Here is an 18,080-nt window from a genome sequence, read left to right as displayed (position 1 = left end):
GCTTTCAGCTCATTTTTGGCGAGTCTTAACAAAACGAAAGGCAAATTATGTCTGCGCATTCACAACAAAATCATACTCCTGCGCTGGTCGTCTTGACCACACTCTTCTTCATGATGGGTTTCATTACCTGCATGAACGATATTTTGATTCCGCATCTGAAAGATATTTTCGAGCTGACTTATGTTCAGGCGATGCTAATTCAGTTCTGCTTCTTTACCGCTTACGCAATTATGTCGATTCCTATGGGTTATTTTGTCGGCAAAATCGGCTATAAAAACGGCGTAATTGGCGGTTTCGTATTAACTGCCATCGGCTGTCTGTTGTTCTATCCTGCCGCCGGCAGCCATTCTTATCCTACTTTCTTGGGTGCGCTGTTTATTTTGGCTTCAGGTGTAACGCTGTTGCAAGTGGCGGGTAATCCTTATGTGACTTTGCTGTCCAAACCAGGTAAAGAATCTGCAACACTGACTTTGGTTCAGGCATTCAACTCTTTGGGTACGACCATTGCTCCGCAAATTGGCGCCTTCCTGATTTTGGCTGATGCGACACAAACTGTCAGCAAAGCCGAGCAAATTTCTTCTGTTCAAATTCCATATTTAGGTTTGGCCGGTTTGCTGATTATTTTGGCTGTGTTCGTCAAAATGATTCGTCTGCCTGACGCAAACAAAATTGCTGAAGAAGAGAGCGAACACAATCATGATGGCAAACACAGCGTATGGCAATACCGTCATTTGGTTTTTGGTGCGGCCGGTATTTTCTGTTACGTTGGTGCAGAAGTATCTATCGGTTCTTTGTTGGTCAGCGTGTTGGGTTATCTGAAAGGGATGGACCACTCGTCTGCCGCAAAATATCTGTCGTTCTACTGGGGCGGCGCGATGGTTGGCCGCTTCTTAGGCTCTGCCATCATGGCAAAAATTGCGCCTAACCGCTATTTGGCATTCAATGCTACCGCTGCCGTTGCCCTGTTGGGTATTGCTATGTTGGCAGGTAAAGCCAGTGCTGATATTGCGATGTGGGCATTGTTGGCCATCGGCTTCTTCAATTCCATCATGTTCCCAACGATTTTCTCTTTAGCAACCAAAGGCCTGGGCCGATTCACCAGCAGCGCTTCCGGCGTATTGTGTACTGCAATTGTCGGCGGTGCGATTGTGCCTGTGATACAAGGTTGGGCAGCAGATACTCAAGGTCTGATGATTTCTTTCGTTGTATCAGCGATTTGTTATGTCTATATCGTCTTCTTTGCTATAAAAGGCTACAAAGCTGACGAATAATTCATCATGATAAAAGGCCGTCTGAAACCTTATGGGATTTCAGACGGCCTTTTTACTTTGTGGCATAATGATTTAAATGATAGGAGGAAAAAATGGCCAAAATCATTTTGCTGCATGGCTTGCACATGCATTCATGGGTAATGAAACCGCTGGCGTATTTGCTGGAACAAGAAGGTTTTGAAGTTGCGCTGTTCGATTATTACAGCGTTTTACATTCGATGAACCGACATGTTGAAGATTTGGCGCGATGGATTGATGAGAACCATGCTGATGAAACGCTGCACTTTGTCGGCCATAGTTTGGGCGGGTTGGTCTTACGCAATTTTGCAGCAGCATATCCGGATAAAGTCAGCGGCCGTATCGTTACCATGGGTACGCCGCACCAAGGCAGCCGTGCCGCGCAACGTGTGTTCAATATGGGTTTGCAAAAGCCGGTATTGGGCGGCTCGTATAAAGGTGCATTGGACGGCAGTATGCCTGAATTGCCCGAGGGTGTTGAGTTGGGCAGTATTGCCGGCAATAAACCGTATGGACTGGGCCGTGTTTTAGGTTTGCATGGCGAACATGATGGCACGGTTTTGGTCAGAGAAACGCATTGTCCGAATATGCGCGATCATGTCGTTTTGCCTCTCAGCCATAGCGGGATGCTGTTTAACCGTAAAACGGTCGAGCAAGTGGTGGCATTTTTGCATGATGGATGTTTTAAAAAGCAATAAAATTTCATTTATTTAAATTTAACAGTATTTAATGTTAATAATTTAATATATTTTAAAGAAAGTGTCGCAGTTTTACTGGGGCTGTTTTTATAAAATAACAGGCAGGCCGTCTGAAAATCGGGTTTCAGACGGCCTGTTATGCTAAAATCTGTTAAATACTTATTAAAAAGGCAAAGAACAATGTTTGCTTTCAAATCCTTACTTAATATGCCGCGCTTTGAGGCCATCGCTGTGGCTTTCGCTTTGGTTGCGGCAATGGGTTATACGATTATTTCGCTTGAATGGCTGCCGCATATGTCGATTGTGACGGCGATTGTGGTCTTGCTGTTGTACGGTTTGATGCGCGGCTTGAAATATCAAGATATGCAAAACGGTATGATAGGCGCGGTCGGGCAGGGCATGGGCGCGATTTATCTGTTTTTCTTTATCGGCCTGATGGTCAGCGCGCTGATGATGAGCGGTGCGATTCCTACGCTGATGTATTACGGTTTCGGATTGATTTCGCCGACTTATTTTTATTTCTCGGCGTTTGCGCTTTGCTCGATCATCGGTATTTCCATCGGCAGTAGTTTGACGACTTGTGCGACTGTCGGCGTGGCATTTATGGGTATGGCGGCTGCGTTTCATGCCGATATGGCGATGACGGCAGGTGCGATTGTGTCGGGGGCGTTCTTTGGCGATAAAATGTCGCCACTTTCCGATACGACCGGTATTTCCGCTTCGATTGTCGGCATTGATTTGTTCGAACACATCAAAAACATGATGTACACCACTGTGCCTGCATGGTTGATCAGTGCGGCGTTGATGTTGTGGCTCTTGCCCAATGTTGCCGCGCATGACATGAACAGCGTCGAAGCTTTCCGCGCACAATTGGAAGCAACCGGTTTGGTGCATGCCTATTCGTTGATTCCGTTTGCCTTGCTGGTTGTCCTTGCCCTGATGCGCGTGAATGCCATTGTGGCTATGTTGTTTACCGTTATGGTGGCGCTGATTGTGACTTACTTCCACAGTACGCCTGATTTGAAACAGCTGGGCGCGTGGTTTTACAGCGGATACAAACTCGAAGGCGAAGCATTTAAAGACATTGCCCGTTTGATTTCTCGCGGCGGCTTGGAAAGCATGTTCTTTACGCAAACCATCGTGATACTCGGCATGAGCTTGGGCGGCCTGTTGTTCAGCATTGGTGTGATTCCGTCTTTACTGGAAGCTATTCGTGCGTTCCTGACCAATGCCGGACGCGCTACTTTCAGCGTGGCCATGACATCGGTCGGTGTCAACTTCCTGATTGGCGAGCAATATTTGAGTATCCTGCTTTCCGGCGAAACCTTTAAGCCGGTTTATGACAAGCTTGGTCTGCATTCTCGCAACCTTGCCCGTACGCTGGAAGATGCGGGTACGGTCATCAACCCGTTGGTGCCTTGGAGCGTCTGCGGCGTATTTATCAGCCATGCCTTGGGCGTGCCTGTTTGGGAATACCTGCCTTATGCCTTCTTCTGCTACTTGAGCTTGGCTCTGACGCTGGTGTTTGGTTGGACAGGGCTGACTTTGAGTAAGAAGTAAACCGCATTTAAAACAGCAATGCTTTTATAAAACAAGGCCGTCTGAAAACAATTTCAGACGGCCTTGTTTTACTTGAAGTAGCCGTATCAGCATGATTTCACTATAATTGCTGCGCCAATAAAAAAATAATCTAAACAATGAACAAAAAAATCCGCCAAGAAATTTTCGAGCGTTTCCGCGCTGCTAATCCTCATCCGACTACCGAGTTAAATTTTAGCTCGCCGTTTGAGCTGCTTATCGCCGTTTTATTGTCCGCGCAGGCAACTGATGTCGGCGTAAACAAAGCGACTGCCAAACTCTTTCCCGTTGCCAATACGCCGCAAGCCATGTTGGATTTGGGGCTGGACGGCGTGATGGAGTACACCAAAACCATAGGCCTCTACAAAACCAAATCCAAGCACATCATGCAGACTTGCCGTATTTTGCTGGAGAAATACAACGGCGAAGTACCTGCCGACCGAGAGGCTTTGGAATCTTTGCCCGGTGTTGGCCGTAAAACAGCCAATGTGGTGTTGAATACTGCATTCGGGCAACCTGTTATGGCGGTCGATACCCATATTTTCCGCGTCTCCAACCGTACCAAAATTGCTCCGGGCAAGGATGTGCGCGAGGTTGAAGCCAAGTTGATGCGCTTTATTCCCAAAGAATTTTTGATGGATGCCCATCACTGGTTGATTTTGCATGGCCGCTATACGTGCAAGGCTTTAAAACCGCAATGCAGCAAATGTTTGATTAACGATTTGTGCGAATATCCGGCAAAAATGTAAATAAAAAAACATAAAAAAGGCCGTCTGAAATTCAGACGGCCTTTGATTTGGCTACGATTAGTCGGCAACTGCCATCAGGCTGGCATTACCACCGGCAGCGGTAGTATTGATACTGCAAGAGATTTCTTCAAATACTTGCAGGATGTCCAGACCTTGTTCGGAAGGCAGAATGCGGATAAGCGCACCGTCGCGGCCGGCCAACTCTTGTTTGCGCTCGCTGCTCAAAGGCTCGATAGCGACAACATGGCTGATGCCTGCGTTTTCAGGTTTGCTGTTGACTTGCAACAAACCGTCCAAATCGGCTGAGTAGGAAGCCAACGGGCTGTTAGGCTCAACAACGGTTTGAATGCCTGCAGCAGCCAGCTCGGTCAGGGCAGAGAAGGCTTGCAACAGAGTACCGCCATGTACCCAAACACGTTTCGGAGAGCGCCAGCTCAATGAGTTGCGTTCGCCGGTCGGGCCGACCAATACGGTTTCGGCTTTGCGCAGAGTGCGAACTCGTGCGTGACCCAAAGCTGCGGCTGCAGTTTTCTTCTCTTCTGCATCAAACGGCAGTTTGTGAACCAAAGTTTCCAAACGTTTGAGCGCGTCTTCATCTGCTTGGCCGATACGGCTGAGGGTTGGCGCAACCCATTCAGGAGTGCGAACCAAGCGTTGCAGATAGAATGGACCACCCGCTTTAGGACCGGTACCAGACAAGCCGTGACCGCCGAAAGGTTGTACGCCGACAACGGCACCGACGATGTTGCGGTTCACGTAGATGTTACCAGCTTCGATGCGGTCGCGGACGTGTTCGACAGTGCCTTCGATACGGCTGTGTACACCGCTGGTCAACGCATAGCCTTTGGCGTTGATTTGGTCGATGAGTTGATCCAACTCGCTGGCGCGGTAGCGGACAACGTGCAATACAGGACCGAACACTTCGCGTTGCAACTCGTTCAAGTTGTTCAATTCAAACAGGATTGGACGAACAAAAGTAGAGTTGTTGCTATCAACGTCGGCAGCACTTTTGATTTCGTGGTAAGCCTTCGCTACGCCTTTCATTCGGTTGATGTGGGCCAACAGGTTTTGTTGGGCTTCAGCATCGATGACAGGGCCGACGTCTGTGGTCAGTTGGGTCGGTTTGCCGACAACCAATTCGTCCATTGCGCCTTTGATGATGTTGACCATTTTGTCGGCAACATCTTCTTGAACACACAAGATACGCAGAGCGGAGCAACGTTGGCCTGCGCTGTCGAAGGCAGAGTTCAATACGTCGAGGCAGACTTGTTCCGGCAGTGCGGTAGAGTCCACAATCATCGCGTTTTGACCACCGGTCTCGGCAATCAGGACAGGGTTGTCGTCGCGTTTGGACAGTGCTTTGTTAATCAGACGCGCTACTTCGGTAGAACCGGTGAAGATCACGCCGCCGATGCGGGCATCGCCGGTCAGGGCAGAACCGACATCGCCTGCGCCGAGTACGAGTTGCAGCGCAGAAGTCGGAATACCGGCTTGATGCATCAGGGAAACGGCGTAAGTAGCAATCAGGCTGGTTTGTTCGGCAGGTTTGGCGATAACGGTGTTACCGGCTGCCAATGCAGAAACCACTTCGCCGGTAAAGATGGCCAATGGGAAGTTCCATGGGCTGATGGCAACGATTGCGCCGACAGCTTTGGCATCTTTAGGCAGGGTGTTTTCAGCTTCGTTGGCGTAGTAGCGGCAGAAGTCAACGGCTTCGCGTACTTCGGCAACAGCGTTGTTTAAGGTTTTACCGGCTTCGCGGACGGCCAGCATCATCAATGCAGGCGTGTGTTGTTCCAACAGGTCGGCAAAACGGCGCAGGCAGTCGGCGCGTTCTGAAGCAGGTTTGGCGCTCCACTCAGGCAGGGCGGCAACGGCTGCACCAATAGCTTCTTGAGCCAATGCGGCATCGGCAAAGCTGACAGTACCGACAACATCGTTGTGGTCTGCAGGGTTGCGGACAGGTTGTGCTTCACCCACATTGCGCGCTTCGCCATTGACGATGGAAGCGGCGTGGAAGTCTTCGGAAGAAGCTTGGTTGAGTTTTTCTTGCAGGTTTTGCAATACGGTTTCGTTGCTGAAATCTACGCCTTGAGAGTTCAGACGGTCTTTGCCATACAAATTGCGCGGCAGAGGCAATGCCGGATGCAGGTGGATGCCTTGTTCGGCGATGGTGTCGAACGGGCTCTTAATCAGGCGGTCGATGCTGATGTTTTCGTCAACGATTTGGTTCACGAAAGAAGAGTTCGCACCGTTTTCCAACAGGCGGCGTACCAAGTAGGCAAGCAGGGTTTCGTGTGTGCCGACCGGGGCATACACGCGTACGCGGCGGCCTAAGTTTTGCGGGCCGACCACTTGGTCGTACAGGGTTTCGCCCATGCCGTGCAGACATTGGTGTTCAAAGTCTTTGCCTTTACCCATTTGGTAGATTGCGCCCAAAGTATAAGCATTGTGGGTGGCAAATTGTGGGAATATGGCATCTTGCGCATCCAAGAGTTTGCGTGCGCAGGCGAGGTAGGAGATGTCGGTGTGGACTTTACGGGTGTAAGTCGGGTAGCCGTCCATGCCGTCTACTTGAGCCCATTTCACTTCGCTGTCCCAGTATGCGCCTTTAACCAAACGGATCATCAGTTTTTGGTTGTTGCGGCGTGCCAGGTCGATCAGATAGTCGATAACGAACGGACAACGTTTTTGGTAGGCTTGAACAACGAAACCGATGCCTTTGTAGCCGGCCAAGTCAGGGTCTGAAACCAAAGCTTCCATCAAGTCCAAAGACAATTCGAGACGGTTGGCTTCTTCGGCGTCGATGTTGATACCGATATCGTATTTTTTACCCAAAAGGAACAATTCTTTCAGGCGTGGCAACAGTTCGCTCATAACGCGTTCGTGTTGGGCGCGTGAGTAGCGTGGGTGGATGGCGGAAAGTTTAACGGAAATACCGTTGCCTTCGTAAACGCCTTGGCCTGCGGCATCTTTACCGATGGCGTGAATGGCTTGAACGTAGTCGTTGTAGTAGCGGTTGGCATCTTCTTCGGTGTATGCGGCTTCACCCAACATATCGAAAGAGAAGCGGTAACCCATTTTCTCGCGCTCTTTACCGTTTTGCAGCGCTTCTTCAATGGTCTGGCCGGTTACGAATTGTTTGCCCAACAGGCGCATTGCGTAGTTTACACCTTGACGGATCAGAGGCGCGCCACCTTTGCTGATCATGCGGCTCAGGGCAGAGCCCATGTTTTTTTCGGAAGTGTTGGTGGTCAGTTTGCCGGTAATCAACAGACCCCATGCAGCCGCGTTAACGAAGAGGGAAGGGCTGTTGTTCAAGTGGCTTTTCCAGTTGCCTTCGGAGATTTTGTCGGCAATCAGGCGGTCGCGGGTTGCATTGTCCGGAATACGCAGCAGGGCTTCGGCCAGACACATCAGTGCAACACCTTCTTCACTGGAGAGAGAGAACTCGTGCATCAATGCATCTACGCCGCTTGCTTTGGTGCGGCTGGAGCGGACTTGAGTAACCAAACGGCGGGCAAGCTCGGAGGCGGCATTGCGTTCTTCGTCGGTCATCTGTGCACGTTGCAACATATCCTGAACGGCCTCGATTTCATCGCGGCGGTAGGCATCAGTTACAGCTTGACGCAGAGGAGTTTGTGTTGGAAAAGCGAAGTTAAACATTATTTATGTTCTCCAAAGGTTTTTTTCATGGTTTCAGACGGCCTGAATTAAGACTGCTAAAACAGGTATTCTGAAGGATAGTAATATCGTAATAAAATTATGATGCGGATACAAGATGCATCCGCATAAATTGCTGTTTTTTCTGACAAGGCTCAGATTATTTTGAAACAGTTTATTTCATAACACAGATAGACGGCCTGCACGGAATCATGCAGGCCGTCTGAAAACGTCTTATTTAGAGGCGCGGTATTCTGCGTCTGCTTTTTCGAAACGTTCTTGCAATTCGCGTGACGGTTGTTTGTCGATCAGGGATACCAAAACAATCACGAGGGTACAAATGATGAAGCCGGGAACGATTTCATATACGGTAGAGAAGCCTGTTTCTTGTGCGGCCAAAGCAGGTTTTTTGATCCATTCAGCCCAAATAACCACAGTCAGCGCGCCAGCAATCATGCCGGAGAGTGCGCCATAGGCAGTAATGCGTTTCCACAGAACAGACAGGATAACAACCGGACCGAATGCGGCACCAAAGCCGGCCCATGCATAAGCTACCAAGCCCAATACTTTGCTATTAGGGTCAGAAGCGATCAGGATAGAAATCACGGCAATTGCCAATACCATCAGACGGCCAATCCATACCAATTCAGCTTGTTGGGCATTTTTGCGCAGGAAGCCTTTGTAGAAGTCTTCGGTAATCGCGCTGGAGCAAACCAACAATTGGCAAGACAGGGTGGACATTACGGCGGCGAGAATCGCGCTCAAGATAATACCGGCAATCCAAGGGTTGAAAAGCAGGGTAGCCAAAGCGATGAAGATACGTTCGTGGTTGCCGTTCATTTCATCAACGTGGGCAGGGTTGGCGCCGAAGTAAGCGATACCGAAGTAGCCGACAGCCACGGCACCGGCCATACACAGAATCATCCAAGTCATACCGATACGGCGTGCAGAAACCAAAGATTTAGCGCTTTCAGCAGCCATGAAACGGGCCAAAATGTGTGGTTGGCCGAAATAGCCCAAGCCCCAAGCAGCGGTAGAGATAATGCCGATGAAAGTAGTACCGGCAAACAGGCTGCTGTATTCTTTACCGGTAGAAGCGGCAACTTGTTGGATAGCAGCGTTCATTTGATCTGCACCGCCCAAACCCAAGTACACCATTACAGGAGTCAGTACCAATGCAAAAATCATCAAAGAAGCTTGCAGGGTATCGGTCCAGCTTACGGCCAAGAAACCGCCCAAGAAGGTGTAGGCGATGGTCGCGCCGGCACCCAGCCACATGGCTTGAGTGTAAGACATACCGTGGAACAGGCTTTGGAACAGGGTAGCACCGGCTACGATGCCTGAAGCACAGTAAATAGTGAAGAAGAACAAGATAATCAGTGCAGAAACCACTTTCATCAAGTGACCGCCGGCACCGAAGCGGTGGAAGAAGTAATCAGGAAGCGTCAGTGCGTTGTTGGCGTATTCGGTATGTACGCGCAGACGGCCTGCAACCAAGAGCCAGTTGAGGTATGCACCCACAATCAGACCAATGGCGATCCAAGCTTCATTCAAACCGCTCAGGTAAATGGCACCTGGCAAGCCCATCAAAAGCCAACCTGACATATCGGAAGCACCGGCAGACATTGCGGTCACGAACGGACCCAAGCTGCGGCCGCCGAGAATGTAGTCGTCGAAGTTTCGTGTTGAAAAATAGGCGGCGAGGCCGATCAGTAATACGGCGACCAAATAGATCGCGAAAGTGATATACATGGGATTCATGTACTTATTCCTCATCTAACTTATAAATACGGGTTTTGAAATTGCAAGCAATTCGTACCCAAACTTTTTTCTAATAAAAATACAGCTTAAAAATCCTGTTTTTCACGAGAGAGTCAGGATAAATTATTTTCAAATACAATAGGATATGTAACCAATCCATATTAAATTGTAAATAATTAAATTCAGAATACAGTAAATTTTTTGTTTTGCAAAGCACGGAACACGGGCTTTATGAAAAATCGTAGCGCTTTTGAGGGGAAGTCATTTGAAAACAAAAGATTGCAAAAATTATTTTAAATTTGAGAAAAGGAAAGACAATGAAACTATCTTTCCTATAAATGAAACGTTACGCAGAGAAAAAGCGTAATTATGCGACACTAAAGGCGCTTTCAGACGGCCTGATAAATGAAACTACCCCGTATTTCTGATGAATACGGGGTAGTGAGTCAGTTTGAACTAAATGGAAAAATCATCTTTTAACAAATGTTTATAAGCGAATAGATAGAAAGCGGCAACAAAAGACGATCCGCCGAGGACGTTACCTAAGAAGACGGGAATCATATTATAGAAAAATTGACCCCAGCTGACATTTGCACCCGCCCAAATACCGGCCGGAATGATGAACATATTGGCAACAAAGTGTTGGAAACCGATTAACACGAAGATCATGACCGGAAACCAAGTTGCCAAAATGCGGCCTGAAGTATGGCGTGAGCCGAAATAGAACCAAATACCCATGCACACCATCCAGTTACATGCGACAGCGGAGACGAATGCACGGCCGAAGTCCATATTAACTTTGGCTTCTGCGATGGCAATGGTTTTCGCCGTAGCTGCTCCCTCTGCCAGGCCGACATAGTGACCGAGGAAATAGGCCATGGCAACGGCTCCTGCCAGATTGCCCAAGCTGACGATGAGCCAGTTGCGTACCAGTTTGTAGGTGCTGACACGGCCAGTCAATCTGCCCAAGGCCATAATCATCATATTGCCTGTTGCCAGCTCGCCGCCGCCGATTAAGATACAAATCAGTGCAATCGGGAACACGGACGCGCCCAAAAGAGCGGCCAGGCCGTTCCATTCGGCCGGAATGCCGCTGATGACGCGCAGGCAGGCAAGATAGCCGAAGCCGACGTAGCCGCCGCCTAAAAAACTCAAAATCACCAACATTTTGATGCTGAACTCGGACTTGGCGCAGCTCTTGCCGATAGCTTCCTGCAAAATCTCGTGAGGGTACAAATCTCGTGTATCCATGAGGCTCCCTTAAATTGGAAATATCTTGTTTATCATGAAGATAATAAGTTTGCCTGAGAATGATGCCGGTAGGAAATAACGACTGGTTGTAAGAATAGAAGAGGGGGTTATATATTGAAGCGGCTAAGGCCAACGGCTGGCTTTTTAAGAAAGATAAGTTGAGGCGTTGAGATATTGGTGTGTTAAAAACTTAAAAGGCCGTCTGAAAAGTTGCTTTCAGACGGCCTTTGGATTTGCTTGGGAAATGGGAATTATAAGCGCGTTACGCTTAAAACGCCTTTGATGTCGCCCAGACTGGCTAATACGCGCGGCAGGTCGTTGACTTGGCGGACTTCAAGGGTAAAGCGCATGCTGGCTTCCAAATCACGTGATTGGGTTTGCACCGCGGTAACATTGAGCTTGTGCCGCGCCAGCGCATCCGAAACGTCGCGCAGCAAACCGGAGCGGTCTTGGGCGCGGATTTCAACATCGACGGCAAAGACTTGTCCTTCTTGCAAGGCTGCCCAGCTGGCATTCAACACTTTTTCAGGAGACTGTTCGGCAAGGTGGCGGAAAGAAGGGCAGGTATTGCGGTGGACGGAAATACCGCGGTCGCGCGTAACGAAACCGATAATGTCGTCCGGAGGTGCCGGTTTGCAGCATTTGGCAAGTGTAGTCATCAGGCCGTCTTCGCCGTCAATCAAAATACCGTTTTTGCCACCTTTTTTGATTTTGGACTGCTTGACGATATTGGTTTCATCAATCGGCACAGGAGGCGGTTCATTCAGCGCGCCGCAGGCTTTGTGGATGGCGCGGTTGGAAACTTCGCCCTGACCGATGGCCGTATAAAGTTCGTCGGTTTTTTTGAAGCCGAGTTTTTCCGCCAATGCTTGTAGATTGGGTTTGGGGAAAATTTTTGACAACTGTTTGTCCAACTGGGCGCGGCCTTCTTCGCGCACGGTATCCGCATTTTGCTGGCGGATGTAGGCACGGATTTTGCTGATGGCGCGGTTGGATTTGACCCAGCCTTCGTATAGCCAGTTGACGGAAGGATTTCCCTCTTTGGCGGTAATGATTTCAACGCGTTGACCGTTTTCCAAAGGCGTGGACAGCGGCACGATTTGTCCTTCGACTTTTGCGCCGCGACAACGGTCGCCCACGCTGCTGTGCAAGGCATAAGCAAAGTCGATGGGGGTAGCGCCTGTAGGCAGGGAGAGGACTTTACCGTGCGGAGTCAAAACGTAAATCGTATCGTTGAACAGCTCGGTTTTAAAGGCGGCGGCGAGGTCTTCCTTGCCGCTTTCGGCCATGTTTTCGCGCCAGTCTAAGAGTTGGCGCAACCAAGCGATTTTTTGTTCGTAAGCGGAATCGCCCTTGCCGCCTTCTTTATAACGCCAGTGGGCGGCAACACCGAATTCGTTGAATTGGTGCATGTCGAAGGTGCGGATTTGGACTTCCACACCTTTGTCTTCCGGGCCGACGATGACGGTGTGCAAACTTTTATAACCGTTGCCTTTCGGGTTGGCGATATAGTCGTCAAACTCGCCCGGAATCGGCTGCCAGAGGCTGTGGACAATGCCCAACGTGGTGTAACATTCGGGAATGGTGTCCACCAAAATCCGTACGGCGCGGATGTCGAACAAGCCGTCGAAAGTGAGCTTTTTCTTTACCATTTTTTTGTAAATGGAGTAGATGTGCTTCGGTCTTCCGGCGACTTCAAAATGAATATTGTATTTTTTCAGTTCCGTACGCAGGATATTGAGGAAGTTTTCGATGTATTCGAGGCGCTCGGTGCGCTTTTCGTCCAAAAGCAGGGCGATTTCGCGGTATTTTTCCGGCTCTTGATGGCGGAAGCCCAAATCTTCGAGCTGCCATTTGAGTTGCCACACGCCCAAGCGGTTGGCGAGCGGGGCAAAAATGTCGAGGGTTTCTTTGGCAACGGCGCGTTTTTCAGGATTGTCGGGAACGTTGCTTAAGAATTGCAGGGTGCGCGTACGCATGGCCAGTTTGATCAGGACGACGCGGATGTCGGTAACCATCGCCAACAGCATTTTGCGCATGGTTTCGGCCTGTTGGCCGCGTTCTTCCGGCGTGGCAAGACTGTCCACGCGGGCGAATTGGGTCAGTTTCTGTACTTCGTCCACGCCTTTGACCAGTTCGCAAACGGTGCTGTTGCAGCGTTCGGTAACCAATTCGTGCCAAGTGGGAACGTATTTGCCGATGTCGGACAAAATCGTGGCGGCCACGGCATCGGGCAAAAGGTCGAGTTCGCTGACGATTTGCATCGAACCGAGGAAATGTTCCATCAATGGCTCGCCGTAAGTCGTTAGGGCATCGGCGGGGTAATGTTCTTTAGCTAAGTCAAAGGCCGTCTGAATCAGGTTTTTATCGGAATCGGGCAGCGCGGCAATATAGCCGTCGAACCAAGCGAGGAGGCCTTCCAGCGTTGCACTCGATGTTTGGGGCGTTTGGCGAATAGTGGTCATGGCGTGCGTTTTTTTCTTTTTGATAAAAACGTTGCCATTGTAACAGTTTATTGCCGACAGCCCTAGATTTGTATGCGAATGCCGCACTATGTTTCAGGAAGCCTTGTTTCAGACGGCCTTGGGTGTTATGGTTAACCGTTTTGAAATTTTAAGGAGAATTTCGATGAAACTGTATATTTATGACCATTGCCCGTTTTGCGTCCGTGCGCGGATGATTTTCGGCTTGCGCGATGTGGCGGTGGAAGAAGTTGTCTTGGCAAACGATGACGAAGCTACGCCGATCGGCATGATTGGCTCAAAACAAGTGCCGATTCTGCAAAAAGAAGACGGTTCGTTTATGGGAGAGAGTTTGGATATTGTCCGTTACATCGATCAAGGCCGTCTGAAAGAAGAAGTTCGTCCAGAAGTGCAGGCTTGGTTGGACAAAGTGGGCGAATACAATAACAAATTGGTACAGCCGCGCATGGTTAAAATCGGCCTGCCCGAATTTGAGACCGATGAAGCGAAAAAATACTTTATCGACAAAAAAGAGAAAAGTATCGGCAATTTCGAGACTAACCTGAACAAAACGGCACAATATCTGGAGCGTCTGCATCAAGACTTGGCCGAACTGGAAGCGCTGGTTTGCGAAGGCGAGGGCTTGGGCGGTGAGATTAGTTTGGAAGATATCCTGACTTTCCCTATTTTGCGCAACCTGACCGTTGTGCGCGGTATTCAATGGCCGCAAAAATTGATGGATTATTTGTTGGCGATGAGTGAGCGTTCCGGCGTGGCTTTGTATTTTGACCGCGCGTTGTAATGAATGTTTGAAACATGAAAAAGGCCGTCTGAACATCTTTCAGACGGCCTTTGGGTTTAATAGGCAATCGTATCGGCAACCTGTGACAAACCGTTTTCCAACGATTCAAGCATGGCGGTATAGCCGTCGCCTTGTTGGGGCGTGACGGCGTTAAACGGTTTACTGCGTCCGTCCGGCCATTGTGCATAACCACTGATGGTAGTCTGCCCTTGATAGCTGCCTTGGAAGGCTTCGATATAGACTTTCAGGGTTTGGCTGCTTTGGCTGCGTGAAGCAGGCACGAAGGTGCGATGCGGATTGAGGCGGTTGAGCTTGTTGCTGAGGTTGGCTGCCAACGCGCCATCGAGCGGTGCCGCCCAAAGGTGGTTTTTCGCCAGATTCACATGATAGGCATCGGTTTGGTAAACGAGGCCGCCGTTGGCAAGCGGTTCGGCAAGGTTGACTTTGACCGCGATTTCGTTGCCTTGTGCAGCAGGTCGGATGTACTGGCTGTCGGGTAGAACGAAATATTGTGTGCTTTGTGCAGTACCGCAGGCGGCAAGCGTCAGGGCGGCGGCAATCGGGAAGAGGCGCATTATCGGCTTCCTTTCGGGATAGGGTCTTTGCTGCTGCTGTTAAAAATCAGCGCGTTGGGTTTTTCTTTCAAAGTATTAATCACGGGTTGAACATCTTTTAAGGTTTTGTCCAAACTTTGCAGCGTATTTTGTACGTCGCCGTAGATAGGCGATTGAGGCGATACGCCTTGCAGGGTTTGACGCAATTCTTTCAGGGTTTGGTTCAACTCGTTCGGAATGTTTTGTGTCTGCGGTTTGCCAACCAGTTTATCGATGGAGCTTAGGGCGGCATTGGCAGATTTGAGTGTGGACTTGAGTTCGGCAAGCGAGCCGTTCAAGCCGGCAACGGTTTTATCCAATGGCAGGTTGTTGAACTTGTCTAACAAATCGGCTACTTTTGCCTGCAAATCGTCCAAACCGCCGCCTTGGGTCGCGATAACGGTATCGCCTGCATAAACGGTATGCGGTCGCAGCTTAGGCGAGGCAGAAGGCTGATCGTTCAACTCAATCATTTTGCTGCCGGTCAGCAGGTTGTTGCTGGAGATGGTGGCGGTCAGGCCTTTGTTTAAGGCCGTCTGAAATTGTTGTTTCCAATGCTCTTTGCTTTGCTCGTCGGCATTGATTTCCAAACGAGAAGGCTCGATGCGGATGCGTACGGGAATCCAACCGTTTTCAAACAAGTGCAGGCTGTCGTTGCGGTCGAAATAGGGGACATCGGAAACCACGCCGACATTCAGGCCTTTGTATTCGACAGGCGAACCGGCAGACAGGCCGCGTACGGATTGTTTGAAAAACGCGGTGTAGTACAGCGAGCGGTCGTCAGGCAGGTTGGCAACTTCGCTGCGGCTGTCGTAAAGCGTGAAGCTATCCTCGCTTTTAACGTTTTTGCTGTCGCTTGTTTTAGGCGAGTCAAAGGAAATCGCGCCGGACAGCAGGGCAGGCAGAGGGGCGGAGTTGAGTTTGACACCGCTGCCTGTGGTTTCGATATTGATGCCACTCTCCAGCCAGAAACGGCTGGCGGAATTAATCAGTTTGTCGTTAGGGCTTTGGATGAAGATAGTGTAATGCACGCTTTGGTCGGACGGGTCAAAATGCGCGCTTTCTACTTGGCCGACCATAAAGTTTTCATATAAAACCGGGCTGCTGACGTTGAGGATGCGGTCGTTTTTGCCGATCAAATTCAGGCGCAGGCCGCTTTGACCGATGGCGGCAATCGGCGGAATGTCTTGGACGACAAATACATCTTTGGTTTCTTGGCTTTTACCCGGTGTAAATGCAATATATGAGCCGGAAAGCAAGGTCCCCAAGCCGGTAACGCCGCTTTGGTCGATACGCGGTTTGACCACCCAAAATTGGGTATCGCTGCGGATAAGGTCTTTGGCATCCGCGCTGAGCTGCGCAGTGACTTCCACGCCTTTTTGGTCGTCGCGCAATTTGATACGGGTAACGTGTCCAACATCGACGTTCAACACTTTAATAACGGTGTTGTTGACCTCGATGCCTTCGGCGCTGTCCATCAACAGTGTAACGACAGGGCCGCGGTTGCGGATGTCTTTAACCAAAAGCCAGCCGCCGGCAATCAGCGCAATCAGCGGAATCAGCCACACGATGGACGTGAAGACATTGGTTTTCTTGACACGCGCCGGGGCGTGATAATTGGGTGAAGAATCGTGTTTTTTCATTGTGTTAAGGTCTGGTCAGAATCAAGGCCGTCTGAAAGCTGCTGTTGCTTGTCCCAAATCAGACGGGGATCGAAGTAATAGGCCGAAAGCATGGTCAAAATAACGACCAGGCAGAAGTAAATCGCCGCACCACCCGGCACGACGCGCGCCATATTGGTGTGGAACGAACTCATCAAAATAATAATCACAAAAATATCAATCATCGACCAGCGGCCGATGGATTCGGTAATCCGATACAAAACCGACATCTTGTCCGCGCTCATTACGGGTTTGAAGTATGCGGAATAAATCAAAACCGCCATCGCAATAATCTTCAAAACCGGCAGCATAATACTGGCACTAAAGATAATCACGGCAATCAATCGGTCGCCGTCGTCCCACATATAAACAATGCCGTTGAAAATTGTGTTGATCTCCAAAGCCGTCGGGTTGGACGAAATCATGATCGGCAGGATGTTGGCAGGGAAATACAGGATAAACGCCGCGACTAAAAACGCCAGCGAAATGCTCAGGCTTTTCGGGCGGCGACGGTATAAGTCCGCACCGCATACGCCGCAAGGTTGCTCGTCTTTATCGCGGAAATACAGGCAACGGCTGCAACAGATTTTGTCTTCAGTGGCCGCCTGAACCGCATGGCCGCCGGTTAAACGGTGAATCTTATAATAAACCCAATGCTGCGGAATTGATACCGAAGTCCGAATCAGCATGACCGACAACGGAAACATCAGATAAAACGCCGAACCGAACTCTACTGTGGCAACGGACGAGAGCTTAATATACGCCACCAAAGTGGAAATAAAAAACACATCCACCATAATCCAATGACGCAGCCGCACCAATACACGCGTTGCAAAGCGCAGCGCAGGGTAGGCTTTTTCACGTATCAAAGCCGTATAAACATAAAGGCAGAGCAGCAAAAACAGTAAAGGCGCGCCGAAGGTAAGGATAAACATCACTTCCGCCAGAAAACCATAATCCAGCGAAATCAAAAGCCGCATCATTTGCGGCAACGACAAAATCGATGTCACGCCGAACAAATCGACGCGGATATACACCATATTGTACGCGAACGCCATCAGAATCAAGGTTGTCAGTGCATAGGCAATCGGCGCGATATACGGATTGTTTTCCACCTCCACAATTTCATGGTTGCACACCGGACAATGCGCTTCCTGCCCCTGACGCAGGCGCGGAATATCCATACGGCAGCCGCAATCCGGGCATTCCACCGTATGTGCAGGCAGCGTCGCATCAGGAAGATAAGACTTGTAGCGCCACCAGCGATGGTAGGCAGGAATCCGTTTCATGGTTCGGCAGGGGATAAAGAAGGTGCAAAGAGTATCGCATTATAAAGGAAAACAGCAGGATAGCCCAAATTTAGGTTGATATTTGATTGAATGGCGGCTGTTTAATAAGGTTTGGGCCGTCTGAAAAGTTTGAAAAGACTTCAAAAGATTATTGCTATGGGCTGTTAAATTTTATTAATAGGTCTTGGTTTTGTTTATTGTCATTATTATGAAAATAATATATATTCTTATTCCTGAAAAACACGATGAGACTTGTAGATTTGTGGAAGGTGTGCGATCAATGA

Annotated in this window: 12 protein-coding genes; 5 read left to right on the top strand and 7 right to left on the bottom strand. The window is 49.6% G+C overall.

Annotated features, from left to right (window positions below; all coding sequences use genetic code 11):
• The first annotated feature begins 47 nt into the window (after positions 1–47).
• The 4 genes from KCG55_RS01255 to nth all read left to right on the top strand — a co-directional run bounded on the left by KCG55_RS01255 (position 48) and on the right by nth (position 4,314).
• Positions 48–1,271 carry a sugar MFS transporter gene (locus KCG55_RS01255; RefSeq protein ID WP_254323157.1) on the top strand — a complete coding sequence of 408 codons (1,224 nt, stop codon included), beginning with the start codon at positions 48–50 and terminating at the stop codon, positions 1,269–1,271.
• Between the two features lie 92 nt (positions 1,272–1,363).
• Positions 1,364–1,987 (top strand): alpha/beta fold hydrolase, encoded by a 624-nt coding sequence (locus KCG55_RS01250; RefSeq protein ID WP_254323156.1) that lies wholly within the window; start codon positions 1,364–1,366, stop codon positions 1,985–1,987.
• Between the two features lie 180 nt (positions 1,988–2,167).
• Positions 2,168–3,547, top strand: a complete 1,380-nt coding sequence (gene nhaC, locus KCG55_RS01245; RefSeq protein WP_254323155.1) for a Na+/H+ antiporter NhaC — start codon at positions 2,168–2,170, stop codon at positions 3,545–3,547.
• Positions 3,548–3,684: 137 nt separating this feature from the next.
• A complete protein-coding gene (gene nth / locus KCG55_RS01240; RefSeq protein ID WP_254323154.1) occupies positions 3,685–4,314 on the top strand; it encodes an endonuclease III in 630 nt (209 codons plus the stop codon).
• 57 nt (positions 4,315–4,371) lie between these two features.
• Here the strand turns inward: nth and putA are convergent, their stop codons facing one another.
• The 4 genes from putA to KCG55_RS01220 all read right to left on the bottom strand — a co-directional run bounded on the left by putA (position 4,372) and on the right by KCG55_RS01220 (position 13,454).
• On the bottom strand, positions 4,372–7,980 hold the full coding sequence (putA, locus tag KCG55_RS01235; protein ID WP_254323153.1) for a bifunctional proline dehydrogenase/L-glutamate gamma-semialdehyde dehydrogenase PutA: 3,609 nt from the start codon (positions 7,978–7,980) through the stop codon (positions 4,372–4,374).
• Between the two features lie 231 nt (positions 7,981–8,211).
• Positions 8,212–9,738 (bottom strand): sodium/proline symporter PutP, encoded by a 1,527-nt coding sequence (putP, locus tag KCG55_RS01230; RefSeq protein WP_254323152.1) that lies wholly within the window; start codon positions 9,736–9,738, stop codon positions 8,212–8,214.
• Between the two features lie 456 nt (positions 9,739–10,194).
• Positions 10,195–10,989, bottom strand: coding sequence for a formate/nitrite transporter family protein (locus tag KCG55_RS01225; RefSeq protein ID WP_063076251.1), 795 nt, complete (start codon positions 10,987–10,989; stop codon positions 10,195–10,197).
• 251 nt (positions 10,990–11,240) lie between these two features.
• Positions 11,241–13,454, bottom strand: a complete 2,214-nt coding sequence (locus KCG55_RS01220) for a RelA/SpoT family protein (protein ID WP_254323151.1) — start codon at positions 13,452–13,454, stop codon at positions 11,241–11,243.
• An 88-nt stretch (positions 13,455–13,542) separates the two neighbouring features.
• Here KCG55_RS01220 and KCG55_RS01215 point away from each other — a divergent pair, with 88 nt between their 5' ends.
• The gene (locus KCG55_RS01215; protein WP_254323150.1) at positions 13,543–14,253 is read left to right on the top strand and encodes a GrxB family glutaredoxin; all 711 of its coding nucleotides are present in this window, start codon (positions 13,543–13,545) and stop codon (positions 14,251–14,253) included.
• A 56-nt stretch (positions 14,254–14,309) separates the two neighbouring features.
• On the opposite strand, the gene KCG55_RS01210 is transcribed toward KCG55_RS01215, so the two are convergent.
• The 3 genes from KCG55_RS01210 to KCG55_RS01200 are packed head-to-tail and all read right to left on the bottom strand — an operon-like array spanning position 14,310 to position 17,796.
• Complete coding sequence (locus KCG55_RS01210) at positions 14,310–14,828, bottom strand: PqiC family protein (RefSeq protein ID WP_070592120.1); 519 nt, start codon at positions 14,826–14,828, stop codon at positions 14,310–14,312.
• Entirely contained in the window at positions 14,828–16,489 is a 1,662-nt protein-coding gene (gene pqiB / locus KCG55_RS01205; RefSeq protein ID WP_070630745.1) for an intermembrane transport protein PqiB, read from the bottom strand. Before pqiB ends, KCG55_RS01210 begins: the two co-directional genes overlap by 1 nt.
• Positions 16,486–17,796 carry a paraquat-inducible protein A gene (locus KCG55_RS01200; protein ID WP_188208612.1) on the bottom strand — a complete coding sequence of 437 codons (1,311 nt, stop codon included), beginning with the start codon at positions 17,794–17,796 and terminating at the stop codon, positions 16,486–16,488. Before KCG55_RS01200 ends, pqiB begins: the two co-directional genes overlap by 4 nt.
• Between the last annotated feature and the right edge of the window lie 284 nt (positions 17,797–18,080).

Origin of the sequence: Neisseria subflava (genome assembly GCF_024205745.1) — a bacterium.
Classification (GTDB): domain Bacteria; phylum Pseudomonadota; class Gammaproteobacteria; order Burkholderiales; family Neisseriaceae; genus Neisseria; species Neisseria flavescens_B.
This window is presented reverse-complemented; position numbering and strand designations above follow the sequence as displayed.

Bases quoted from the DNA above. Each gene is read 5' to 3' on its own strand.
- KCG55_RS01255 (WP_254323157.1), top strand. From the start codon at position 48: ATGTCTGCGCATTCACAACAAAATCATACTCCTGCGCTGGTCGTCTTG.
- KCG55_RS01250 (WP_254323156.1), top strand. From the start codon at position 1,364: ATGGCCAAAATCATTTTGCTGCATGGCTTGCACATGCATTCATGGGTA.
- nhaC (WP_254323155.1), top strand. From the start codon at position 2,168: ATGTTTGCTTTCAAATCCTTACTTAATATGCCGCGCTTTGAGGCCATC.
- nth (WP_254323154.1), top strand. From the start codon at position 3,685: ATGAACAAAAAAATCCGCCAAGAAATTTTCGAGCGTTTCCGCGCTGCT.
- putA (WP_254323153.1), bottom strand. From the start codon at position 7,980: ATGTTTAACTTCGCTTTTCCAACACAAACTCCTCTGCGTCAAGCTGTA.
- putP (WP_254323152.1), bottom strand. From the start codon at position 9,738: ATGAATCCCATGTATATCACTTTCGCGATCTATTTGGTCGCCGTATTA.
- KCG55_RS01225 (WP_063076251.1), bottom strand. From the start codon at position 10,989: ATGGATACACGAGATTTGTACCCTCACGAGATTTTGCAGGAAGCTATC.
- KCG55_RS01220 (WP_254323151.1), bottom strand. From the start codon at position 13,454: ATGACCACTATTCGCCAAACGCCCCAAACATCGAGTGCAACGCTGGAA.
- KCG55_RS01215 (WP_254323150.1), top strand. From the start codon at position 13,543: ATGTTTCAGGAAGCCTTGTTTCAGACGGCCTTGGGTGTTATGGTTAAC.
- KCG55_RS01210 (WP_070592120.1), bottom strand. From the start codon at position 14,828: ATGCGCCTCTTCCCGATTGCCGCCGCCCTGACGCTTGCCGCCTGCGGT.
- pqiB (WP_070630745.1), bottom strand. From the start codon at position 16,489: ATGAAAAAACACGATTCTTCACCCAATTATCACGCCCCGGCGCGTGTC.
- KCG55_RS01200 (WP_188208612.1), bottom strand. From the start codon at position 17,796: ATGAAACGGATTCCTGCCTACCATCGCTGGTGGCGCTACAAGTCTTAT.